The organism is Jejuibacter sp. L23 (assembly GCF_050815825.1).
GTDB classification, from domain to species: Bacteria; Pseudomonadota; Gammaproteobacteria; order Enterobacterales; family Enterobacteriaceae; genus Jejubacter; species Jejubacter calystegiae.
In genome coordinates, this window is sequence record NZ_CP138199.1 from 1,381,855 (window position 1) to 1,405,017 (window position 23,163).

The following is a 23,163-nucleotide window of genomic DNA, read 5'->3' on the forward strand; positions in this document are numbered from 1 at the left end:
CCCGGGGTTGACCCTGTAGTGACTTCAGGGTTTGTAATGACCAGTATAGAGAACCGACGGGACGAAGAAAATGAGCGACTGTGGAATAAAAAATAAACCGGATCAGGAAGCCGACAACCCTTGCGGCTGCCAGCATTCGTCCGGGCATCAGCACGATCATCAACATTCTCATGACCATAATGGCGACAGTTGCTGCGCGCCAGCGCCGGTCAGCTTTAATCCGCTGGGGGCTTCTCAGGCAGTGGCCGGAGGGCTGCGCACCGATATCCGCATAATGCAGATGGACTGCCCGGTGGAAGAGAACCTGATCCGTAAAAAACTCGGCGGCATGGACGCGGTGAAGGCGCTGGAATTTAACCTGATGCAGCGGGTACTGACGGTGACCCACACCCCGGAAGCGCTGGAGGCGATTCTGGATGCCATCCGAACGCTCGGCTTTGAGCCGGAACTGTCGGTTCAGGGAGAACCTAAGGTTGAAGAAAAGAAAAAGCCCTGGTGGCCGCTGGCACTGTCCGGCGTGGCGGCGATTGCCGCAGAAGTCACCCACTGGGCCGGGTTGCCCGAATGGCTCACCGCCGCTCTGGCGCTGCTGGCGGTGTTCTCCTGCGGGTTCACCACTTACAAGAAAGGCTGGATATCCATCCGTAATGCCAACCTCAACATTAACGCTCTGATGAGTATTGCCGTCACCGGCGCGCTGATTCTGGGTCAGTGGCCTGAGGCGGCGATGGTGATGGTGCTGTTTACCATAGCCGAACTTATCGAAGCAAAGTCGCTGGACCGCGCCCGTAACGCCATTGGTTCACTCATGAGCCTGACGCCGGACACTGCCGTAGTGCAGCAGCCGGACGGTAGCTGGCAGGAGGTGGAAGCGAAAAGCGTACAGCCGGGAAGCGTGGTGCGGGTTAAACCCGGCGAGCGTATCGGGCTGGATGGCGAAATTGTACGCGGGCGTACCACCGTCAATCAGGCGCCGATTACCGGTGAAAGTCTGCCGGTAGATAAAACCAGCGGCGATCCGGTGTTCGCAGGCACCATCAATGAGTCTGGCGCGTTCGACTACCGGGTCACGGCGGCGGCCAGCGATACCACTCTGGCACGCATTATCCACGCGGTGGAAGAGGCTCAGGGGGGGAAGGCGCCGACCCAGCGCTTTGTCGATAGCTTCTCGCGCATCTATACGCCGGTAGTCATCGGCATCGCTGTAGCGGTGGCGGTTCTTCCGCCGCTGTTCGGGGCAGGAAGCTGGCAGGAGTGGATCTACAAAGCGCTGGTGATGCTGGTGATTGCCTGCCCGTGCGCGCTGGTGATCTCCACGCCGGTGACCATCGTTAGCGGCCTGACCGCCGCGGCGCGTAAAGGGATTCTGGTTAAGGGCGGCGTTTATCTGGAGCAGGGCCGTAAGCTTGGCGCGCTGGCGCTGGATAAAACCGGCACCATCACCCACGGTAAGCCGGTACAGACCGATGCCACTATTCTTGATGGCGTGGACGATGCTGAAGGTCGGCTGCTTACGGCAAGCCTTGCCAGCAATTCGGACCATCCGGTATCGCTGGCGGTAGCCGCGGCCGCGGCGGGGCAGTTTACGCTGCGCGAGGTGGATAACTTCGAAGCGCTGGCCGGGATGGGCGTGTGCGGCGATATCGACGGGCAGCGCTATTACCTTGGCAACCTGCGGCTGGCCCGGGAAACCTCTGGCTGTCCCCCGGAGATAGCCGAACGGGTACAGGCGCTGGAAGGCCAGGGCAAAACCGTGATTCTGCTCAACGACGGTCAGCGGGTGCTGGGGCTGTTTGCCGTGGCGGATACCGTCAAAGAGAGCAGCCGCGAAGCCATCGCTCAGTTGCATGCCCTGGGGGTGAAAACCGTGATGCTGACCGGCGATAACCCCCACACCGCCCGGGCTATTGCCGCCCAGGTGGGGATTGATGAGGCCCGGGGCAATCAGCTTCCCGCCGATAAGCACGCTGCCGTGCAGGCACTTTCCCGTCAGGGCGTCGCCGGCATGGTGGGCGACGGCATAAACGATGCCCCGGCGCTGGCTGCCGCCGACATCGGTTTCGCCATGGGGGCGATGGGCACCGATACCGCCATTGAAACAGCGGACGTGGCGCTAATGGATGACGATCTGGGCAAAATCCCGGCCTTTGTCCGTCTCTCTAAACAGACTTACGCGCTACTGGTGCAGAACATCAGCATGGCATTGGGGATAAAAGCCGTGTTCCTGGCCCTGACCCTTGCCGGTATGGGCACCATGTGGATGGCGGTATTCGCCGACGTCGGGGCCAGCCTGCTGGTGGTGGCTAACGGCCTGCGGTTGCTGCGTAAATAATCGCGATTGACGATGTGGCTGCTATGGATGGCGGTTGATTTGCATGCCTTTTTGCGATTTGAGTTTCTATGGAAGAATACGCCGTGTCAGGGGATTTATTTTGGATTTTTCTTATGAGATGCTTAAGCATCATTAAGCAAAAGGATCCTGCGTGGTGCCTGACTTTTCCCATTGCGTCTTTACCGAAGGGCGCATTTCCCTGCCGGAAGGCTACAACGAACGTACCCTCAACGTGCTGCTGGCGGGGGATGATACTTCGCCTTCCCTGAACATTTCCCGCGATATTTTGCAACCCGATGAAACCCTGTCCGAATACATTACGCGTCAGCTTGAAACGTTATCTCAGAATATGAAGGGCTGGGTGCTGAAAAGCCGTGACCCGTCGGCGCTGGGGGCAGCGGCATTGCCAGGCGAAAGCGTACACGCCAGCTATCTGCGCGATGGTAAACGCATCTGGCAGCGCCAGGCGGTGTTTGCAATAGCGCAAGGGCGCATTCTGGTGTTTACCCTGGCGCAGACGCGCAAACTGACAGCGCAGGACGAATCCCTGTTGCAACAGGTTCTGGACAGCTTTGCGCTGGCATAACGGGAGATTGTGATGGGGGAAGCAGCGCGCGTTGGTGATGCCATTGGTCATTCCCATGCTCTGGCTGGAATGATTGGCGGAACCATAGTGGGTGGCCTGCTGGCTGGTGTTGGTGGGTAGGCTGCCGGGGCATTACTGTTTGCTGGCCTTGCTGCGTCCGGTATTGGTGTTGGGGTATTACTGTTGGGCGCCAGCCTGGCAGTCGGGTATCTCACCGGGGAGCTGGCGACCGCAGCCCGTGACACCCTCGCGGATGCCGGGGCAGCCAGTCTCACGCCCACAGGGAAAATACTGACCGGCTCCCTAAATGTATTTATCAATAATAAACCGGCAGCCATAGCCACGGTAAGCCAGGTGGCCTGCGATAACGACGGACCGGGCATGCAGATGGCGCAAGGCTCGAACAGGGTGTATATCAACGACCAGCCGGCATCAAGGATGAAGGACAAAACCAACTGCGATGCCCAGGTGATGGAAGGCTCACCGGACGTCAATATTGGCGGTGGAACGGCCACTACGCTTGCCATTACACCAGAAGTCCCGGACGCTCTGTATAAGGGTTCTGATTTGATGCTGTTGTTCGCCGGTTTGGTCGGCGGCGGCGGTGGGCTGACAGGTAAGCTGGGTCCGCTGGGCAAAATGCTGAGCAAGTTGCCGGGCATTAATAAGCTGGGCCGCATCACCTGCCGTTTCGGCACGATGATGACCGCCACCACTGCTGCCGGGATTGTTGCCCGACCGGTGGAGGTTATCCACGGCCAGAAATTCCTTTCCGGCGACGACGAACTGGACTTTATTCTGCCTTCACGCCTGCCGGTGGAATGGCAGCGCTACTGGCGCAGCGGTAATCCGGCGGAAAGCGTGCTGGGGCGTGGCTGGAGCCTGTTCTTTGAGAGCACGCTACAACCGTATCAGGATGGTCTGGTGTGGCGGGCACCCTCCGGCGATTATGTCTCTTTTCCCAGAGTGCCAAAGGGACACAAAACGTACTGCGAAGCGGAAAAATGCTGGCTGATGCACAACGCCGACGGCACCTGGCAGGTGTTCGATGTTAGCGAACAGGCCTGGCACTACCCGCCTGTACCGGACGACCAGCCAGCCCGGTTGCAGCGGGTAACTGACGCCATCGGTAATGATATCTCCCTGTTTTATGACGATGCAGGTCAGTTGACTGAACTGGTCGATAGCGCCGGTCAGCGCCTGACCTGCAGCTACCTGAAAACGGCTGGCGGGCAGTGCCGTCTTGGGGCCGTTGTGCTGCATACCTCACAGGGGGAACGTTCCCTGGTCAGTTATGACTATGATGAGAAAGGGCAGCTTATCAGGGTCCGTAACCGGGCTGGTGAAGTGACCCGGTGCTTTGGCTGGCAGGATGGCCTGATGGTCAGCCATCAGGATCGCAACGGTTTGCTGAACGAATACCGCTGGCGGGAAATTGATGGCCTGCCGCGGGTGGTGGCTTATCGCAACAGTGCTGGCGAATCCTTGTCGCTGTATTACGACTTCAGCGGCGGGACGCGCCGGGCGGTGAGCGATGACGGTAGACAGGCGCTGTGGCAACTGGATGACGACGATAACGTCGCGCAATTCACCGACTTTGACGGCAGAAAAACGGCATTTATTTATGATCGGGATGAATTGTGCGACGTTGTGTTGCCAGGCGGTGCCCGGCGCCAGAGCGAGTGGGACTGCTATGGTCGCCTGCTGAGTGAAACTGACCCGCTGGGCCGCAAAACCACGTACCAGTATTCCCGCAACAGCGACCGCCTGTTTTCGGTCACTTATCCCGATGGCAGCCAGGAATTTCAGCATCACGACCCTCTGGGGCGCCTGACGCAGCAGGACGATGCACTGGGCAACACCACCCGTTACCATTATCCCGACGATGAAGAGAGCCTGCCGTCTGCCATCATCGATGTGCAGGGTGGCGAGGTGAAACTGGAATGGAATGCCCAGGGGCTACTGACGCGTTACACCGACTGTTCCGGTAGCGTCACCGCATACGCCTATGATGCGCTGGGGCAACTGACCCATCACACCGATGCGGAAGGGCATCTGACCCGTTATTTCTGGAGCGTTTCTGGTCATCTGCAAACGCTTATCCACCCGGATGGCAGTGAAGAACAGTTCTCCTGGGATGAACGCGGGCTGCTGGCGCGCCACCAGGACCCGCTCGGCAGTGAGACGCGCTGGCAGTACAACCTGCTGGGGCAGCCGGTCAGCGTCACCGACCGCATCAATCGCACGCGGCGATATCACTACAACAGCCGGGGCTGGCTGACCAGAATTGAGAACGGCAATGGCGGGGAATATCACTTCAGCCATGATGCCGTGGGCCGGATAACCGGCGAGCGCCGCCCGGACAACACCGATCATCTGTACCACTATGGCCCTGACGGTCAGCTAACTGAGCACCGGGAAACCGGGCCGCAGGACAGCCTGGCGCCCCCCTCACAACGCGTGCACCGGCTGCGCTACGACGAAGCCGGTCAACTGGTGTGGCGCGGCAATGACAGCGCGGAGTGGCACTACCGTTACGATACCGCTGGTCGCCTGAATCACCTGACCCGCACGCCGACCGATGCTGGTGCGGCGCTGGGCATAGAGTCGGACAGCCTGGAGCTGCGCTATGACCAGGCGGGCCATCTGCTGGCCGAGCAGGGCGTCAACGGTGAGTTGCAGTACCAGTGGGATGCGCTGGCCAACCTGCGGGCGCTAACGTTGCCGCAGGGCGACCATCTACAGTGGTTGTATTACGGCTCCGGTCACGCCAGCGCCATGAAATTTAACCAGCAACTGGTTAGCGAATTCACCCGTGACCGGCTGCATCGGGAAACCGGGCGTACCCAGGGGGCGCTGCATCAGCAACGGCAGTATGATGCCATGGGTCGACACCGCTGGCAGAGCAGTGCCTTCGGTCAGGGACCACTCACCCGGCCGGAAGAGGGGGTGCTGTGGCGTACCTTACGCTACACCGGTCGCGGTGAACTGGAAGGGGTCAGCGACGCACTGCGCGGTGAGGTGCACTATGGCTACGACGCTGAAGGGCGCCTGTTACAGCACCGGGAGCCGCAGCAGGGCAGAGCGGGCAGCCGCCTGCGCTACGATATGGCGGATAACCTGCTGGGCGAACAACACGTCAGTCACGAAGCGGATCCCCATCTGCCGCCACCGGTCATCAGCAACCGTCTGAGCCAATGGCAGCGGCTGTTCTACCGCTATGACGCCTGGGGCAACCTGGTGCGTCGACGCAATGGCGCCTTCGAGCAGCATTATGTCTATGATGCGGATAACCGGCTGATACAGGCGCGTGGGCGGGGGCCGCAGGGCGAGTTTACCGCGCAGTACCACTACGACGCACTGGGTCGCCGCACGCACAAGACGGTCAACTACCGGGGCAGAGCGCCGGAAACCACGCGTTTTCTGTGGCAGGGCTACCGACTGCTTCAGGAGCAGCGGGACAACGGTACTCGCCGGACCTGGAGCTACGACCCGGTCAACCCCTGGACGCCGCTGGCGGCCATCGAACAGGCGGGAGAGGGCCCGCAGGCGGATATCTACTGGCTGCACACCGACCTTAACAGCGCACCGCTGGAAGTGACCGACGTCGAAGGTAACCTGTACTGGTCCGGCAACTACGACACCTTCGGTAAAGTGCAGGGCCAGACCGTCGCTGGCGCCGCACGCCGTAAAGGAGCCATTTACGACCAGCCGCTGCGCTATGCGGGACAGTACCAGGACAACGAGAGCGGGCTACACTATAATCTGTTCCGGTACTATGAGCCGGAGGTAGGGCGGTTTACGACGCAGGATCCGGTGGGGCTGGCGGGCGGGCTGAACCTGTACCAGTATGCGCCTAATCCGTTGGGGTGGGTTGATCCGCTTGGATTATCTAATAATCCTATATCTGGTACTCCTTTAGGCGATATATTAGGGCCGGCATCAGCCAGAACGGGAAAAACATATCAAGGTCAGCAAATATTTAAAATAACCACCAAAACGACTGTGGATGGAGTGAAAATTAAATCAGGGGATTATTATTATCTTGATGGCATGCATAAAGATCACATTGAACTTTTTGCCAAAGATGATTCATCCAAAGGTGTTTTTAACTTAGATGCTTCGCTGAACGAAGCGAAAACGGCAAAGGCAAGAGGCCGACGAGGCCCAGGGTGTTGAATATGATTATTGAGGCAATATTAAACAACAAAAATGACCTTGTTGAAGGTACTTTTTGCTACGAACTGTTTGAAAATAGGGTGTTCAATGAACATCTCTTTATAGAGCTTATAGAAAATATAACATCTTGTTTAATTGAAGGTGACTATCTAAAAGATGATGATTTTATTGAGTTATTAGAGTTTGTGCCTTGGTTTGTAATGAATACAATGCATTGTGTTATATGCCATAATGATAAAAATGATTCTTATTTTATCGAAAATATGAATATGAGTTTATGGTATGAGCGTTATGAAAATATGTTACGTGATATACTCAGTGCAATATTGAAAAGAAAATAATTGTCATATGCCGGAAATATATCAAATTATTCCCGGCCTTTTATTGTCTAATCGTCATTCATTACACTAAATAATTACTGCTTTCATTATCCTAACCACCTTTCTGACCTGACAAATCGACTCACACAGTTCCTGCCCCATTATTATCGGCGATATACATCAGGCACACTGGTGAAAGGTTCTACGCCGGGATACCTGTATCACCAAACCCAAATAATACCGAACGCCTGGCGCAAGTCGCTCTGCTATCACCACAACACCAGGCTACGGAAAACCACCGACCACGGTTTACCGTGCACCATTCATTACCCGCGCTTATAGCCGCTATAAGCTGGCTATACTTTAAGGCGTGATTATCGCCGTCTACACTGAAATAGCCTGTGGCATAAATTCACCGTGCCCTGAGTACGTTAGCCTGGGGCAAAGCGTTCCTTCCCCACGCCAACAGGCCGTACAACACAATAACAATCACAGCGGGTGAGCAATGAAACTGCAAATTAATGACAGCGTCCGGGACGTAGACGCCGATGGCGATACGCCTCTGCTCTGGGTACTTCGTGACGACCTGGGTCTGACAGGGACCAAATATGGCTGCGGTCTTGCCCAGTGCGGCGCCTGCGCCGTGATGATGGATGGACGGCTGGTGCGCTCCTGTGTGACGCCGGTCGAAATGGCGGTGGGTAAGAAGATCGCCACCATTGAAGCAATCGAAGCCGACGATCTCGGCAAGCGCGTAGTGGCGGCCTGGGTGAAGCATCAGGTGCCCCAGTGCGGCTACTGCCAGTCCGGCCAGGTGATGGCGGCCACCGCGCTGCTTAAGCAGAATCCGCACCCTTCGGATGCCGATATCTCGGCAGCCATGGTCAATCTGTGCCGCTGCGGCACCTATAACGCCATTCGGGCGGCTATCCAGGATCTGGCGAAAGACGGGGAGCAGGCATGAGCAGAAACGATCGCCTGGGCCGGGCGCTGGCTAACGCCGGGCCGGTTAACCTATCTCGCCGCCGCTTTTTGCTGACCTCGGCCGGTGTTGCAGCAGGGGCTTTTGTTTTAGGATTTGGTCTGCCCGTTGCTGAAGTTCGGGCTCAGGCCGTCGCGCAGGCCGCGGCGCCTGGCACCCGGGTTCCGGCGTTTCTTGAAATCCATCCCGATGGTCGCATTCGCTTTCAGTGCCCCTTCGTCGAAGGCGGACAGGGGATCTTCACCGCCATGGCCCAGATTGTGGGGGAAGAGCTGGATGCCGATCCGGCCCGTTTCCTGGTCGAAAACGCGCCAGCCGGGGCCGACTATCAGGTGATGGACATCGGCAAGCGCCTCACCGGCGGCAGCATGTCGGTGCGCACCAGTTACGACACCATGCGGCGCCTTGGCGCGCTGGCGCGCCAGATGCTGCTTCAGGCCGCCGCCCAAAGCCTGGGCGTACCGGTGGGTGAACTCACGACCGAGCCCGGAAAGGTGATCCACGCCGGTTCAGGGCGTGAGCTGAGCTACGGTCAACTGGCCGCCAGAGCCATGGATCTGCCCGTGCCTGCGCCCGACAGCGTCACGCTCAAGTCGCCGTCGGAATTCCGCTGGATAGGCCAGTCGGTAAAGCGGCTGGACGTCCATCAAAAATCTACCGGCCAGGCCATCTACAGCATCGACTGCCGGGTGGATAATATGCTGCATGCGGCGGTGCAGCACGCGCCGCGCCTGGGGCTGACGCCCGGCACTATCCGCAATAAGCAGCAGGTCAGCCAGATGAAAGGGGTGCATTCGGTGCATCAGTTGCCCGGCGCCGTGGCGGTGGTAGCGGAACGCTGGTGGCATGCAAAACGGGCGGCGGAAGCGTTACAGGTCGACTGGCAGGAGCCCGCCGCCGGTGACAAAACCCGCTATATGCCTGCCGATTTCTCTTCCGATGCTTATGCCGAACGGCTGGCGAATAAAGAAGGTCAGGGGGATGATGCTGAGGTGAAAGGCGATGTGGCCGGGGCGCTGGAAAATGCGCAAACCACCCTTAGCGCCACGTATCACAGCCAGTACCTGAATCACGCCCAACTGGAGCCACCATCAACCCTGGCCCGCTTTAATCCGGACGGCACCCTGGAACTGTGGACGCCGAATCAGGCGCCGGAGATGTTCCAGGCGGATATCGCAGCCCGCACCGGTCTGGCGCCGGAAAAAATCATTATTCACTCCCCGCTGCTGGGGGGCTTTTTTGGTCGTCACTTCGTCTACGACACCGCCATGGTCTATCCCCAGGCCATTGAACTCGCCAAAGCGGTGGGGAGGCCGGTGAAGGTTATCTGGAGCCGCGAAGAGGAGTTCCTGCGCGACACCCACCGGCCCATGGCTGCGGTGCGCTTTCGGGCGGGGCTGGATAGCGACGGAATGCCCGTGGCGCTTGAGGCGATAAGCATCTGCGAGGGCCCCGCCGAAGGGCTGGCGGGGAGTAAGGGTGACAAGATCGACGACACCGCCGTCGAAGGGCTGACCGGCAAGGCTTACGCCATCGCCAACCGCCGTATCGCTCAGATTTACGATAAAAGCCCGGTCACGCCGGGTTACTGGCGCTCGGTCGGTAACTCAATGAATGATTTTCTCTACGAATGCTTTCTGGATGAGATAGCCGATAAAGGCGGGCAGGATCCGTTCGCCTTGCGTATGCGGCTGTTAAAGGATAATCCGCGCCTGACCCGGCTACTGAAAGAGGTGGAATCGCTGTCCGGCGGCTGGAAAGCGGGCCCCTTTACGACCCCGGACGGTTCGCGCCGCGCCCGGGGCGTTGCCATGGCATCTCCGTTTGGCACCCAGACCGCCGCCATTGCCGAAGTCTCTATCGAAAACGGCGAAGTTCGGGTGCATGACATCTGGCAGGCTATCGATCCCGGCAGCATTGTGAATCCGGCGATTATTGAAGCCCAGGTCAACAGCGGTGTGGCGCTGGGATTATCGCAGGTGCTGATGGAAGAGTGCGTCTATGAACACGGCAAACCGGTTGGGCGCAACTACGATCTCTACCCGATCCTGCCTGCGGCGCGGATGGCTCGGGTGCATGTGCGGATTGTTGAAAGCGGCGAAAAAATGGGCGGTGTGGGGGAACCACCGCTGCCTGCAGTACCGCCTGCGGTGGCCAATGCTGTCTCCAGGCTGACCGGTCAGCGTATCCGCAGTATGCCGCTGTCGCGCTATACCTTTTCCTAATCCGACGCGCTAAGAATCGGGGATAACACCATGACGAAAAGAAGAGGCATTATCTTCCTTGCGCTGCTGTTGCTGGTCATTATTGGCATTGTGCTGTTTGCGCTGCGTACGCCATCTTCCGCGTTTGATAAACAGGCCAGCGCGCCCACGCCCGGTGAGGATGTGATTCGCCATGGCGAATATGTGGCGCGGCTCAGCGACTGCGTGGCCTGTCACAGCACGCCGGACGGCGCCCCCTTTGCCGGTGGGCTGGAGATGGCCACGCCGGTGGGCAATATCACCGCCACCAATATCACGCCGGACAAAGAGACCGGCATTGGCAACTACAGCCTGGCCGACTTTGACCGGGCGGTGCGCCACGGGGTGGCGAAGCAGGGCCACCGGCTCTATCCGGCCATGCCGTACCCCTCTTATGTGAAACTGAGCGATGACGATGTGCGGGCGCTGTATGCCTGGTTTATGCACGACGTGAAGCCGGTCAATCAGCCGAATAAAGCGAGCGATATCCCCTGGCCCCTGAATATGCGCTGGCCGCTGGCGTTCTGGAACCTGGCGTTTAGTGGTGAGGGCACCTGGCAGCCGGACCCGCAGCGTGACGCGCAGTGGAACCGGGGGGCCTATATTGTGGAAGGGCCGGGGCACTGCGGTAGCTGCCATACCCCGCGCGGCGCGGCCTTCAACGAGAAAGGGCTGGATGCCTCCAGCCCGCACTTCCTGGCGGGCGCCCTGCTGGATGGCTGGTATGCCCCCAGCCTGCGCGGCGATACCAATACCGGTATGGCCCGCTGGAGCGAGCAGGACGTCTACGATTTCCTGAAGCAGGGGCGCAATAAACACTCGGTGGTGTTCGGCTCTATGACCGATGCCTTTAATAACTCCACCCAGTTTATGACCGATGAGGATCTGCGCGCCGTGGCTCACTACCTGAAGGCGCTGCCGCCGGGCAGCAACAATGCGGATAGGCCCTGGCAGTATCAGGCCGATGCCGGGAATAGCGATCATCCGGGGGCGCCGGTTTACGCGGCCCGCTGTGCCAGTTGCCATGGGGCGGACGGTCGCGGTCAGGCGCCGTGGATCCCACCGCTGGCTGGCGCTACCTCAATGCAGGTCGATAGCGCATCGGCGATTAACGTGACCCTGAACGGCTCCGGAAGGGTGGTGGCCGATGGCGTGCCGGACGCTTACCGGATGCCGCCGTACCGCAGGCAGCTTTCCGACCAGCAGGCCGCGGATGTGTTGAGCTATATCCGTGGCGCCTGGGGTAATAATGGCAATGCCGTGACGGCAGAGCAGGTTAAAACGCTGCGCGCGGCGACCGATCCCGCCAGTAGCGAGGTGATTATTTTGCATATGCGCTGAGTGGGGGAACGACAGCCTTGTCGCTGTGTATATGATTAACGGCGGAATATGATGATGCGGTGGGTTGTTCCGTTCACCGGTTCCGAAACTAACATAAGAGAAATCACCTTAAAGTGCACGGAACCTTCGCCAGCGCGGCATATTTCTCATGAATACAGTACCACAGCCCCAGCCTGCATCTGAAAGGCCACTGGCTGGGTGAAGCCGAATTTGAAAGCGTCTGTCTGGCGAAGGTGACCATCGAGCAGGGCAGGATAACGATGTACCCGGCCACTTAATGTTACCTTTACCCCAGGTAAAAGCGGCTTTAATGGCAAGACAAAAAAGGAAGAACCTTGCAATGACCTACGGCATTATCATCCTGGCAGCGGGCACTGGCCGCCGTTACCGGCAAAGCGGTGGCAGCGGCGAAAAGCTGCTGGCGCATTATCCCGACGCGGCAGGCAACCCGCAGCCGCTGCTGGCGCTAACCCTGGCTAACGCCTGCGAAACGGCCATGCCGGTGAGGGTGGTATGCCGCCCGGAAAGCGCTGAAATTCAGGCTCTGGTACAGCGCGCCGGGGCGCAAACCACGCTGCTGGCAAGCCGGGGGAGCGGCGAATCCATCGCCGCCGGAGTGAAGGCGATGCCTGACATGGACGGCTGGCTGATAGTCCCCGGGGATATGGGTTGGGTGACGGCGCAGGACTATTTGCGGGTGAGCCAGGCTCTGAGTCAGGGGCACCATCAGGTTCGGCTGGCGTGCTCTAATCAGCCCGGACACCCGGTGGGCTTCACGGCCAACTATCGCCAGGCGCTGATGGCCCTGACCGACGATGACGGCGCGAAGCGCCTGCTAAACAGAGAAACGCTGCTGATTTTGCAGGCGCCGGAGCGGGTGATTCGCGATGCCGATCTGTTCAGGGCGCAAGACTGATAGTCAGGTTTTCCGTCAGGCTACGGGAGCAGCACAGGGCGACCTGCTGGCGCGGCCCCGATTTTTCCGCCGCCGACTGTACGCTATCCCGATGATCCACCGTTCCTTCCGTTACCGGCGTCAGGCAGGCGCCGCAGATCCCCATCTCGCAGGAGAGCGGCACATCGATGCCGTTATCCAACAGCACCCGGGCGATGGTTTGGTCCGCCGCCACCGGCCAGCGTTGGCCAGTGGATGCCAGGGTCACGGTAAAAGCGTTGTCTGATGAGGCCGGGGCCGATGGCGCCGGGGGCTGAAACGCCTCGCTGTGAATATTTTCCGGCGACCAGCCCCGCGTCAGCGCGGACTGGCGCACGTGGTCCATAAAGCCGTCGGGGCCGCACAGATAAAGTCGGGTGCCGGTGGCCGGGCGCGTGAGTGCCTCGGGCAGGGTGTGGCGCGGGCTTTCCCCGGCGCTGCTGTGATAAATCGTGCAGTCGCCAAACCGGAAGGGGTGGCCGAGTTGATAGCGAAAGGCGGCCTGTTCCGGGTGGCGGACATAATAGTGCAGGGTAAAAGGCACTCCGGCATCCTCCAGCCGCCGGGCCATGGCGTAAAGCGGCGTAATGCCGATTCCCGCCGCCATCAGTACCACTCTGTCGGCTTTCTCCAGCGGGAACAGGTTGCGCGGCGCGGAGATCGTCAGGCGCTGGCCGGGGCGTAACGACTCATGAATATAGCGCGAGCCGCCGCGTGAATCGGGATCCCGGGCCACGCAGATCAGATAACCACGGCGGCTGGCCGGGTTGCCGGTCAGCGAATACTGGCGCACCAGCCCGCCTGGCAGATGCACATCGATATGGGCTCCCGGCGACCATCCCGGCAGCGCCGCGCCGTCCGGCGCCGTCAGCCTGACGGCCAGATTCCCTTCTCCCTGACGCCAGATTCCCTCCACCATCACTTCAAGGGTGTTACGCATAGGGCTTCCTCCGTTACACCAGAAAAAATTCGCCGAAGCCCATTTTCTTCAGGCCGCGGCGGTAGGCGATAGAACTGCGATCCGCCGGGATATGCGCCTCCAGCGTCAGATCCAGCGGCAGCTTTTCCGGGCGCTGGGTCTCTACCATTAGCCGGTCCTCTTCAAAGACCCGCAGATTGAAGGCGTGCACCTCCCCGACGGGAATATGCAGATCGAAGTTGCGGGCGATGGGGGCAAACATCCGGGTTTTACGGGCCGATACCGGAGAGGCGGCATTCATAATCACCAGCCTGTCTTCCCCCGGAAAATGCACGGTCAGCGTAGCGGTAAACGGCAGATGCATCTCAAAACGGCGCAGCCAGCGGAAGTCCGGCGGCGCCCTGTCTTCTGCGCCGCTCGGGTAGTTGCTGACCGTGCTCCAGTAGTCGGCGGTGAAACCGTAATCGGTCTCCTGCGGGCTGTAGTCCGGCACCTGTGGATTGTCGGGATCGGCGAAGGTGGCGCTGTGCACCCAGGCGAAATGGGCCACATCCAGAAAGCCTTCCACCTGGCGACCGGCAAAGCCGTTGACCTCGAAAGGAGGACAGTTGATTTGCTGGAAGGCGGCGTCGTGCCAGTGCGGCATGGTCGGCAGCGGAGCCGGATTATCGGTATCCGGCGCCAGACAGGTCCAGACTAACCCGTAACGTTCTTCCACCGGAAAGGTCATCAGATTCAGTTTGGCGGGAATCGGCTGGTCGGGGCTGGCGGGGATACGGTTACAGCGCCCGTCTTCGCCAAAGCGCAGCCCGTGGTAGGGGCAGATAATACCTGCCTCATCGTGAAAGCCCAGGGTCAGAGGCACGCCGCGATGGGGGCAGACATCCCGGGCCACCACCGCCTGACCGTTAATGCGATACAGCACCAGCGGTTCGTCCAGCAGTACCGCCTTATGCGGTTTGTTGTCGACATCGCAGGCTCTGGCGACCGGATGCCAGCAGCGGGCCAGCCGCAGCCAGTCTTCAGGATCGAAACTGCAATGGGCGGGCGGTGTGGGTCGATGGGCTTTCATTGGCGGCTCCCCTGTGGCAGGTGAAAGTAGGTTGTGACCCTATTGTTGTCAGGCTATGGTGTTCACATCCATCACCATTAATTCAGTAATCTGTTGCAAAAAAGTCGACAGGGGAACCATGAGTCCATTTTCACGTTTCGCGCTCTATTTTGCCGAGGTGGCCCGCTGCGGCAGCCTGCGGCGGGCCGCGGAAAAGCTGCATATTTCCGCTTCGGCCATTAACCGCCAGATTTTGCAGGCCGAAGAGGCCTTCGGTATTCCGCTGTTCGAACGCCTGCCGGAAGGGCTACGGATGACCACGGCGGGGGAGCTGCTGTACAGCGATATCTTGCGCTGGCAGCGCGAATTTCGCCTGACCCGCCAGAAATTCGATGAACTCCAGGGGTTGAAGCGGGGAACGGTCAGCGCGGGCATGGTGCAGGCGCTGTCAGAAGGGGCCGTTGCTGGCGCCTTTTCCGCGATCGTCGATGACTACCCCTGGCTGGAGCTGGAACTCAGCGTGGCGGACAGTCGCAGCCTCAGCCAGCGTATTCGCGGCGCGGAACTCGATTTCGGTCTGATTCTGGATCCGGAAGGGCAGGCGGGGCTCGATGTTATCGCCTTCGCTGAACTGGAGATGGGGGTGATTATGCCGGTGGACTGTCCGCTGGCCGGGGCCGAAAACCTGGCGTTGGGCGAACTTTCCGGCGAGCGCCATATCCTGCCGGGGGCGCCGCTTATCGTCCATGAGCGGGTAGCGATGCTCTATCGCCATCACGATTTCGCACCGGGCAATGCCATTACCTGCAACGATATCCGGATGATTAAATCGCTGATTCGCCAGGGAAGCGGCGTCTGTATTCTTAGCCTGCTTGATGTGCTGGAAGAGGTGAAAGCGGGTCAACTGGCGTTCGTGCCGCTCAGGGGTCAGCGGCTGCGACCGCTGACCCTGGCGTTATGTATTGCACCGGCGCGCCAGCTTTCCCGACCGGCGCGGGTGGTGATTCAGCGGATGTCTGAAGTCATCGAGGGACTGGCGCCTTAACCCAGCGGGCCGCCCTGAATGGTGTCACACAGCCCGGCGATGATGCGTTCGCCGGACTCCTGACGCAGCTCTTCGTACCAGGCCTGGGTCAGCGCCATATCCTTGCCGTGGGTGATATCGCAGCGTTTACGCGCTTTAAGCACCAGATCCCGCACCCGATCGCAACGTTGCGCTTCGTAGTTACGCAGCGCCGCCTCAATGGTGTTCTGCGCGCTGAACGCGTTGCCCAGCACCACGGCATCCTCCATGGCGGCGCAGCCGCCCTGGCCGATATCCGGTGTGGTGTTGTGGGCGGCGTCGCCCAGCAGGGCTATCCGGCCGTTAACCAGCCTCCCAAAAGGCTCCACGTCGTGGATCTCAATGCGGTTAATGGTTTGAGTATCGATGGCGGCGATCAGGTGCTGCACCTGAGGGGCCCAGCCGGCGAAGTAGCGGGTCAGATCGGCCCGGGCGCTGGTACGATCCTGCTCCAGCCCCGCGGGCAGCGGTACGTCGAAGAAGAAATAGAAACGTCCGTCGGCAACCGGCATCAGCGAGACGCGCTTGCCTTCTCCTACCCAGGTGGTCCACTGGTCTGCCGGGGCGATGGATTCATCGATAGCCACCAGGCCATTCCAGTTGACGTAACCGGCGTAGCGCCGCTCCGGGGAATAGCCCAGCACAGCGGGGCGGATAACCGAGCGGCTGCCGTCGGCGGCAATCAGAAAGTCGCCGATGGCCTGGCTGCCGTCGGCAAACCAGGCGGTAACGCCATCTTCATGCTGTTCAACCCGCTCCACTCGCTTGCCGAACTGCACGGCATCGTGACCCCAGTGTTCCAGCATCTGCTGTTGCAGACAGGCTCTGGCGACCGGGCAGGGGCGCTCGCCTACCCGTTCGACCAGCGGCGCCAGGCTAAAGCGCGTCATCGTTTCACCGCGCTGATAGTCCTGGTACGCCATATAGCGCATCTGGCCGCCGAAATCCCGGGGGATATCGCCCATTCCCAGGCGGCTCAGGCATTTTACGCCGTTGGGCCAGATAGAGATGGCTGCACCCACCGGTTTAATTTCTTCCACGGCTTCAAAAACCTCGCAGTCGATACCGACCTGTTTCAGGGCTGCTGCCGTGCTCAGGCCGCCAATGCCTGCGCCAATAATCAGTGCTTTCATGATGCTCTCCGGATGTGTTTGCGTAACAGACCTCAGCAATTTGCGTACCAGGCTGGCATGGCGCGCTATCCGGCGTCTAAGTCGACAATGATGCATTCTGGTGCACTATATTGATGCAATCAGGCGTTGCTTACGCCTTTTTTTGGAACATTTGATCTCACCGGTCGATTTCAAGAATCTAAAGTTTCATTGTGGCGCCAGGGGGAGTAATCCCCGAAATCGAAAAATGCGACAATTTAACATATTGATATTAAAAGAATAAAAATACATGGCGGCGTGGTGTTCCATTGGGGAAGATAACCTGGCGTGGTTTGTGCAACACCCGGGTAACTTCTTTTAAGGGGACGGATTGACCATGTCAGACGCAAACAACAACCCGCTGCTTTACGGTCTTGAACAACGTATTGCGCCGCTGCCCGGCTTCTTTAGCGCCCTGCAACACGTGCTGGCCGGGCTTATTAGCATTGTTACGCCGCCGCTGATTATTGGCGCGGCGCTGGGGCTTGGCCCCTGGATGCCGTATCTGATCAGCATGTCGTTGCTGGCTTCCGGTATCGGTACTCTGCTCCAGGCCAATCGCATTCGCGGTATCGGCGCCGGAATGATCTGCATGCAGGGCACCAGCTTTGCGTTTGTTGGCGTCGCTATCTCCGGCGGCCTGTGGGTTAAAGGGCAGGGCGGCGGTCCTGAGGATATTATGGCGATGCTGTTCGGGGTGAACTTCGTTGCAGCGCTGGTGCCGGTATTGATCAGCCGCTTTATCGAGCCGCTGAAGAGGATCTTCACGCCGTTAATCACTGGCACCGTGATCGCCCTGATCGGCATCAGCCTGATTAAAGTCAGCGTCATGAACTGGAGCGGCGGTAAGGGCGCCGGGGATTTCGGCAGCCCGACCAATATTGCACTGGGGGCCGGTACTCTGGGGGTGATCGTTCTGCTGAGCTGTTCGCGCAATCGCTGGCTGCGGCTGGCCTCTATCGTTATCGGTATTGTAGTGGGCTGCATTGCGGCGGCGCTGACCGGCAACTTTCATCCGACAATGCCTGGCGATAGCTGGTTCCGGTTACCGGCGCTGTTTCCGTTCGGTTTCCAGTTTAACTGGGCTATCTTTCTGCCTATCGCGCTGGTTTCGCTGGTTTGCGTGCTGGAAGCGGTCGGGGATCTCACCGCCAACAGCCTTATCTCCCAACAGCCTATCGATAACGCGGCGTTTCGTTCGCGCCTGAAAGGGGGCATTCTGGCGGATGGACTGAGCTGCATGGTAGCCGCCGCGTTGTGCGCCTTCCCTAATACTACCTTCGCCCAGAATAACGGCGTGATTCAGATGACTGGCGTCGCCAGCCGCTACGTGGGGCGCTATATGGCGGGGATCCTGATTGTGCTGGGACTGTTCCCGCCGTTTGGCGAACTGCTGCGCCAGATCCCGGCGCCGGTGCTGGGGGGCGCGACCATGGTGATGTTCGGCTGCGTGGTGGCCGCCGGTATCCGTATCATCACCCAGAATCCGTTAACCCAGCGCGATATGCTGATCGTTGGGCTGTCGTTCGGTATTGGCCTGGGCAGCGAAGCGGTCCCGGGAGCGCTGGTCCACTTTCCGGATATTGTGGCGACGCTGATGGGCTCGGCGGCGGCCAGCGGCGGTTTAACCGCCATTGTTCTGAATCTGATTATGCCGGGCGAAAAGGCCAGCCCGGCGCTAACCGCAAGGAGTGGTCATGACAGCCCTGATTCCGTTTAATCAACTTTCCAACGAACAGGCCCGGGCACTGCTTGCCCCCTGTGTGGCTATCCCCCACTGGGTGGAACAACTGGTGGCAGAGCGGCCTTACGCCAGCCGCGGGGCGCTGCTGGATAAAGCCCGGACCCTGGCGGCTGGCTGGGGCGAGGCTGAACTTGCTCAGGCGCTGAGCGCCCATCCGCGCATTGGCGAAAAGCCACAGACGACCGGGGGACACGCTGAATTTTCCCGCCGTGAACAGTCGGCGGTCGACGATAACGACGCCCGACTGGCTCAGGCGCTAAAGGAAGGCAATGCGCGCTACGAAGCGCGCTTTGGCCGGGTTTTTCTGATTCGCGCTAAGGGGCGCAGCGGCGAAGAGATACTGGCGGCGCTGGAGCGCCGGTTGAATAACGGCGATGCTAAGGAACTGCGGGAAACCCTGGCGCAACTGGTTGAAATTACGCTCTTAAGACTGGAAGGAGTCATAAGCGAATGAGTAGTCTGAGTTCCCATATTCTGGATATCAGCCGCGGTAAACCGGCGGCAGGCGTGGTGGTTCGGCTGCTGCGCCTGGAAGGGGAGGCCCGTCAGGAACTGGGCCGGGCCACTACCAACGATAACGGACGCATCGCCGCTTTTAGCGATCAACCGCTGCCCGCCGGGCGCTATCAACTGATTGCCGAACTGGGCGACTGGTTTGCTGCCCGGGATTTGCAAAGCCTCTATCCCTGCGCCTGTATCGACTTTGTACTCGGCGAGGACGATGAACATTACCATCTGCCCTTTACTATCGCGCCCGGGGGATGGTCTACCTACCGGGGGAGTTGAGCATCTGGCTGTCAGGCCAGGGTGTTGTCAGGGGCCATTGCGGATAAGCGTGACGCTTTTGAAAACAAAGAGCGGCAGAATATGATGATGCGGTGGGCTGTTCCGTTCACTTTGAGTCACTGCTTCTCTGCTGATTCACAGCCGGTGAACGGGCCAGGGGCTAGGGGCTCAGTCGCCGCTCCCTGGCAACCCGGGTTTTCCGGCAGTAAAAAACGCCCTTCGGGGCCCCTTCGCTTATCACTCCGGGCTTTTCGGACCGGGCGAGAGCCGCCATCCCTGGCGGCCTCGCCCTGTCGCGACATCCATGTCGCTCCTCCGGCCCTGCGTGAACGCTCCGGCGTTTTTTAAGCCGGAATAAAACCCCACCGGCTCCGCTGTTTACATAAGCAAAATCACCTTAGGGTGAACGGAACCTTCTCCTGCGCGGCATATTCATCAAGAATGAACAGGCATCAGGACTCCTTGCGTAATGACCCAATCCAGACCACAAAATCATCATCCGTTTTCACCCATTCAGGATGTTGAACCGTTTCGGAACGAATAGCGGATAACAGGGTTTCGACATTCGGATTGAAATACTTATATATCATTCATTCCTTGAGTGTATGGGGCAAAATAAGCCGAAGCAAATAGTGCCCAATGGTGTCACTGATGGCAATACAGGCTGTTCGGTTGTATCGCTATGTGTGCGTTTCATTGCGCCACGCGCACTCGCCATTCACCCAGGTTTGCACAATATTGCGATCGTCTCCCAATGTCATCAGCGCAAACAGGGTTTCATAAATATCCTTGCAGTGGCTGATTCGCAGGCGTTGCAGGGGTGTGACCTGGGGATCGATAACCACCAGGTCGGCCTCTTTGCCGGGCAGGAAGTTGCCGATATTATCCTCCAGGCACAGCGCCCGTGCACCGCCCAGGGTTGCGTGATAAAACGCCTCGCAGGCAGGCAACCGGTAGCTCTGGAGCTGGGCGACTTTATAGGCCTCGCCCAGAGTACGAAGCATATTAAAGGTGGTGCCAGCCCCCACGTCGCTGCCGATCCCCATCGGCACCCGGCTGCGCCAGCACTGGGCCAGCCGGAACAGGCCGCTGCCCAAAAACAGGTTCGAAGTGGGGCAGAAGGCAAGGGCCGAACCGCTGTGGTGCAGGCATTGCCACTCTTCGTCTTCCAGGTGAATACCGTGGGCGAAAACGCTGCGTTTTCCTGTGAGCTGGTAGTGGTGGTAAACATCCAGATAGTGTTGATGTTCCGGCCATAGCCGCTTAACCCAGGCGATTTCGTCCTGGTTTTCGCTCAGATGGGTATGCAGCCAGGTATCGGGAAACTCTTCGCGTAGCTGACGCGCCGCTTCCAGCAGCGCGGGGGAAGAGGTCGGCGCAAAGCGCGGCGTTATCGCGTATCCCAGCCGGCCGCGGCGGTGCCAACGCTGGATCAGTTCGCGACTCTGCTGGTAGCTCTGCTGCGCCGTTTCCGTCAGTTCGTCCGGCGCATTGCGGTCCATCATCACTTTTCCGGCAATCAGACGCATATCGATACGGCTGGCGGCGCTGAACAGCGCTTCCACCGATTCCGGGTGACGGGTACAGAACACCAGCGCGCTGGTGGTGCCGTTACTCAGCAACTGGTCGATAAAGAATTGGGCGATTTGGGCGGCGTATTCCGGGTCGCCAAACTGCGCTTCTACCGGGAAGGTGTAATTGGTGAGCCACGTCAGTAGCTGTTCGCCGAAGGCGCCGATCATCTCGGTCTGAGGATAGTGAATGTGGGCATCCACAAAGCCGGGCAGAATCAGTTTACCGCGCAGGTCACGATACCCCTGAGCGGGATTCAGATACTGCTCTCCCTCCTGCCAGGGGTAGAGGCTCAGAATATGGCCGTCACGGATAAACAGCAGGCCGTCTTCGATATAGCGGGCGTGACGCGCAATATCATCGGGGCTATCGACGGTGGCGGTGATGTCAAAAAAGGCACCGCGCAGCGCATGGTGGTAATCAATCATTGGGATGCGGACTCCTTCTGGATAACCATGGCCGGGCGTGAACGGCCCGGGCGGATGCCTGCGAGTTCGTGTCTGGCCAGCCAGCGATAGGCCAGGCCGCCGGTCAGCACGCCGATAAACCAGTTAAAGCTCGCCAGCGGTTGCAGGGCGGGGACGATAACCATGATAACTCCGATAGCAACCGACGGCAGCAGTGCGCCAATGGCTTTGGGGTTAAAGCCGTTGCGATACCAGTAGCGCCCTTGGGGCGTGGCATTGAATAAATCGTCTACCGAAATTCGCCCGCGATTAACCAGGTAGAAATCCACCAGCAGAATACCGAACAGCGGGCCGATAAAGGCGCCCAGCACATCCAGCGTATAGTGAATCAGCTCTGGCGAGTTGAACAGGTTCCAGGGGGTCAGCAGCACGGAGCCCACCGCCGCAATCATACCGCCGGTGCGAAAGCTGATCTTCTGGGGGGCGCAGTTAGAAAAATCGAAAGCGGGCGAGACGAAGTTCGCCACAATATTAATACCGATGGTGGCGGTGATCATCGTCAGCAGACCAATGGCGACCGCAATATCGTTGCCCACATGACTGACGGTTTCGATGGGGTCGGTAATCATCCGCCCGAACAGCGACCGGGTGCCGGAAACAATCACCACGGTCACCACCGAAAACAGCAGAAAGTTAAAGGGGAGTCCCCACAGGTTGCCGCGTTTGATCTCCCCCATGCTTTTACCGTAGCGGGCAAAATCGCCGAAGTTGAGCAGCGGGCCGGAAAAATAAGAGACCACCAGCGCAGTGGCGCTCACCATCTGCCAGGCCTGTTCCCCGGAGCTCAGGGACTTGCTGCTCAGGGTAAAGGAGATGCCGTTGGGCCCCGCCTTGTACACAATCCAGCCCGCCAGCGCCAGCATCACCACATAAACCGCCGGTCCGGCGATATCGATAAAGCGCTTGATGGCGTTCATCCCGTGCCAGAACACCATGGCCTGTAATACCCACATAATGGCGAAGCAGATCCAGCCCAGGGTCGAAAGGCCCAGCGCGCCGCCCTGAGTCAGAGGCGTGAGTGAAGGCCAGAACTTCAGGGCCACCAGCATCAGCGCATTGGCGGCAAGCCAGGTCTGAATACCGTACCAGGCGAAGGCGATAAGCCCGCGGATCACCGCCGGAATATTGGCGCCGAATACGCCAAAGGCCTGTCGGCACACCACCGCGTAGGGAACGCCCGCCATCTGACTGGGGCGGGCCACCAGGTTAGCGCACAGTTGCACGATACAGATACCGACCAGCAGGCACAGCAGCACCTGCCAGCTTGCCAGCCCCAGCGCAAAGAAGCTGGCGGCCACCACGTACCCACCCATGCTGTGCACGTCCGACATCCAGAAAGAAAAGATGTTGTACCAGTTCCAGCGCTGATGGCGATCTGGCGCCAGGTCTTCATTGTAAAGGCGTGGGCTGTATCCCGCGTTGGATCCAGCAGCCTTAATATTTTGCACATCCCGATAGTCTGGCATGAAACCTGCTCCTGTTAATGAAAACCG

General features: G+C 59.4%; 16 protein-coding genes and 1 pseudogene. 12 read left to right on the forward strand and 5 right to left on the reverse strand.

Going from position 1 to position 23,163, the window contains the following annotated elements; all coding sequences use genetic code 11:
• Positions 1 to 70 precede the first annotated feature (70 nt).
• From SCU88_RS06360 to SCU88_RS06395, 8 genes and pseudogenes are all read left to right on the forward strand, one after another.
• Positions 71 to 2,332, forward strand: a complete 2,262-nt coding sequence (locus SCU88_RS06360) for a heavy metal translocating P-type ATPase (protein ID WP_175339511.1) — start codon at positions 71 to 73, stop codon at positions 2,330 to 2,332.
• 154 nt (positions 2,333 to 2,486) lie between these two features.
• Positions 2,487 to 2,918 carry a DcrB-related protein gene (locus SCU88_RS06365; RefSeq protein WP_175339512.1) on the forward strand — a complete coding sequence of 144 codons (432 nt, stop codon included), beginning with the start codon at positions 2,487 to 2,489 and terminating at the stop codon, positions 2,916 to 2,918.
• Between the two features lie 12 nt (positions 2,919 to 2,930).
• Positions 2,931 to 6,812, forward strand: a pseudogene (locus SCU88_RS06370) (RHS repeat-associated core domain-containing protein); the annotation flags it as partial.
• Positions 6,813 to 7,099: 287 nt separating this feature from the next.
• A complete protein-coding gene (locus SCU88_RS06375) occupies positions 7,100 to 7,438 on the forward strand; it encodes a hypothetical protein (protein WP_175339513.1) in 339 nt (112 codons plus the stop codon).
• A gap of 484 nt (positions 7,439 to 7,922) precedes the next feature.
• Positions 7,923 to 8,381, forward strand: coding sequence for a 2Fe-2S iron-sulfur cluster-binding protein (locus SCU88_RS06380; protein WP_175339514.1), 459 nt, complete (start codon positions 7,923 to 7,925; stop codon positions 8,379 to 8,381).
• Positions 8,378 to 10,624 carry a molybdopterin cofactor-binding domain-containing protein gene (locus SCU88_RS06385; protein ID WP_175339515.1) on the forward strand — a complete coding sequence of 749 codons (2,247 nt, stop codon included), beginning with the start codon at positions 8,378 to 8,380 and terminating at the stop codon, positions 10,622 to 10,624. The genes SCU88_RS06380 and SCU88_RS06385 overlap by 4 nt, the downstream gene beginning before the upstream one ends.
• 30 nt (positions 10,625 to 10,654) lie before the next feature.
• Positions 10,655 to 11,983, forward strand: a complete 1,329-nt coding sequence (locus tag SCU88_RS06390; RefSeq protein WP_175339516.1) for a c-type cytochrome — start codon at positions 10,655 to 10,657, stop codon at positions 11,981 to 11,983.
• Positions 11,984 to 12,323: 340 nt separating this feature from the next.
• Positions 12,324 to 12,899 carry an NTP transferase domain-containing protein gene (locus tag SCU88_RS06395; protein WP_175339517.1) on the forward strand — a complete coding sequence of 192 codons (576 nt, stop codon included), beginning with the start codon at positions 12,324 to 12,326 and terminating at the stop codon, positions 12,897 to 12,899.
• Here SCU88_RS06395 and SCU88_RS06400 read toward each other — a convergent pair.
• Both SCU88_RS06400 and hpxD read right to left on the reverse strand, forming a co-directional pair.
• Entirely contained in the window at positions 12,883 to 13,857 is a 975-nt protein-coding gene (locus SCU88_RS06400; protein ID WP_175339518.1) for a 2Fe-2S iron-sulfur cluster-binding protein, read from the reverse strand. The two genes, SCU88_RS06395 and SCU88_RS06400, sit on opposite strands and share 17 nt — an antisense overlap.
• 13 nt (positions 13,858 to 13,870) lie before the next feature.
• The gene (gene hpxD / locus SCU88_RS06405; protein ID WP_175339519.1) at positions 13,871 to 14,908 is read right to left on the reverse strand and encodes a molybdenum cofactor-independent xanthine hydroxylase subunit HpxD; all 1,038 of its coding nucleotides are present in this window, start codon (positions 14,906 to 14,908) and stop codon (positions 13,871 to 13,873) included.
• A gap of 118 nt (positions 14,909 to 15,026) precedes the next feature.
• On the opposite strand from hpxD, the gene SCU88_RS06410 reads away from it, so the two are divergent.
• On the forward strand, positions 15,027 to 15,932 hold the full coding sequence (locus tag SCU88_RS06410) for a LysR substrate-binding domain-containing protein (protein WP_175339520.1): 906 nt from the start codon (positions 15,027 to 15,029) through the stop codon (positions 15,930 to 15,932).
• On the opposite strand, the gene hpxO is transcribed toward SCU88_RS06410, so the two are convergent.
• Positions 15,929 to 17,083: an FAD-dependent urate hydroxylase HpxO gene (gene hpxO / locus SCU88_RS06415; protein ID WP_175339521.1), complete on the reverse strand. Its 1,155-nt coding sequence runs from the start codon at positions 17,081 to 17,083 to the stop codon at positions 15,929 to 15,931. The genes SCU88_RS06410 and hpxO overlap by 4 nt on opposite strands.
• A gap of 355 nt (positions 17,084 to 17,438) precedes the next feature.
• Here hpxO and SCU88_RS06420 point away from each other — a divergent pair, with 355 nt between their 5' ends.
• The 3 genes from SCU88_RS06420 to uraH are packed head-to-tail and all read left to right on the forward strand — an operon-like array spanning position 17,439 to position 19,631.
• Complete coding sequence (locus SCU88_RS06420; RefSeq protein WP_175339522.1) at positions 17,439 to 18,821, forward strand: solute carrier family 23 protein; 1,383 nt, start codon at positions 17,439 to 17,441, stop codon at positions 18,819 to 18,821.
• Positions 18,799 to 19,299 (forward strand): 2-oxo-4-hydroxy-4-carboxy-5-ureidoimidazoline decarboxylase, encoded by a 501-nt coding sequence (uraD, locus tag SCU88_RS06425; protein WP_175339523.1) that lies wholly within the window; start codon positions 18,799 to 18,801, stop codon positions 19,297 to 19,299. The genes SCU88_RS06420 and uraD overlap by 23 nt, the downstream gene beginning before the upstream one ends.
• Positions 19,296 to 19,631, forward strand: a complete 336-nt coding sequence (gene uraH, locus SCU88_RS06430) for a hydroxyisourate hydrolase (protein WP_175339524.1) — start codon at positions 19,296 to 19,298, stop codon at positions 19,629 to 19,631. Before uraD ends, uraH begins: the two co-directional genes overlap by 4 nt.
• A gap of 680 nt (positions 19,632 to 20,311) precedes the next feature.
• Here uraH and guaD read toward each other — a convergent pair.
• A complete protein-coding gene (gene guaD / locus SCU88_RS06435) occupies positions 20,312 to 21,631 on the reverse strand; it encodes a guanine deaminase (RefSeq protein WP_175339525.1) in 1,320 nt (439 codons plus the stop codon).
• The gene (locus tag SCU88_RS06440) at positions 21,628 to 23,136 is read right to left on the reverse strand and encodes a cytosine permease (protein ID WP_175339526.1); all 1,509 of its coding nucleotides are present in this window, start codon (positions 23,134 to 23,136) and stop codon (positions 21,628 to 21,630) included. The genes guaD and SCU88_RS06440 overlap by 4 nt, the downstream gene beginning before the upstream one ends.
• Positions 23,137 to 23,163 lie beyond the last annotated feature (27 nt).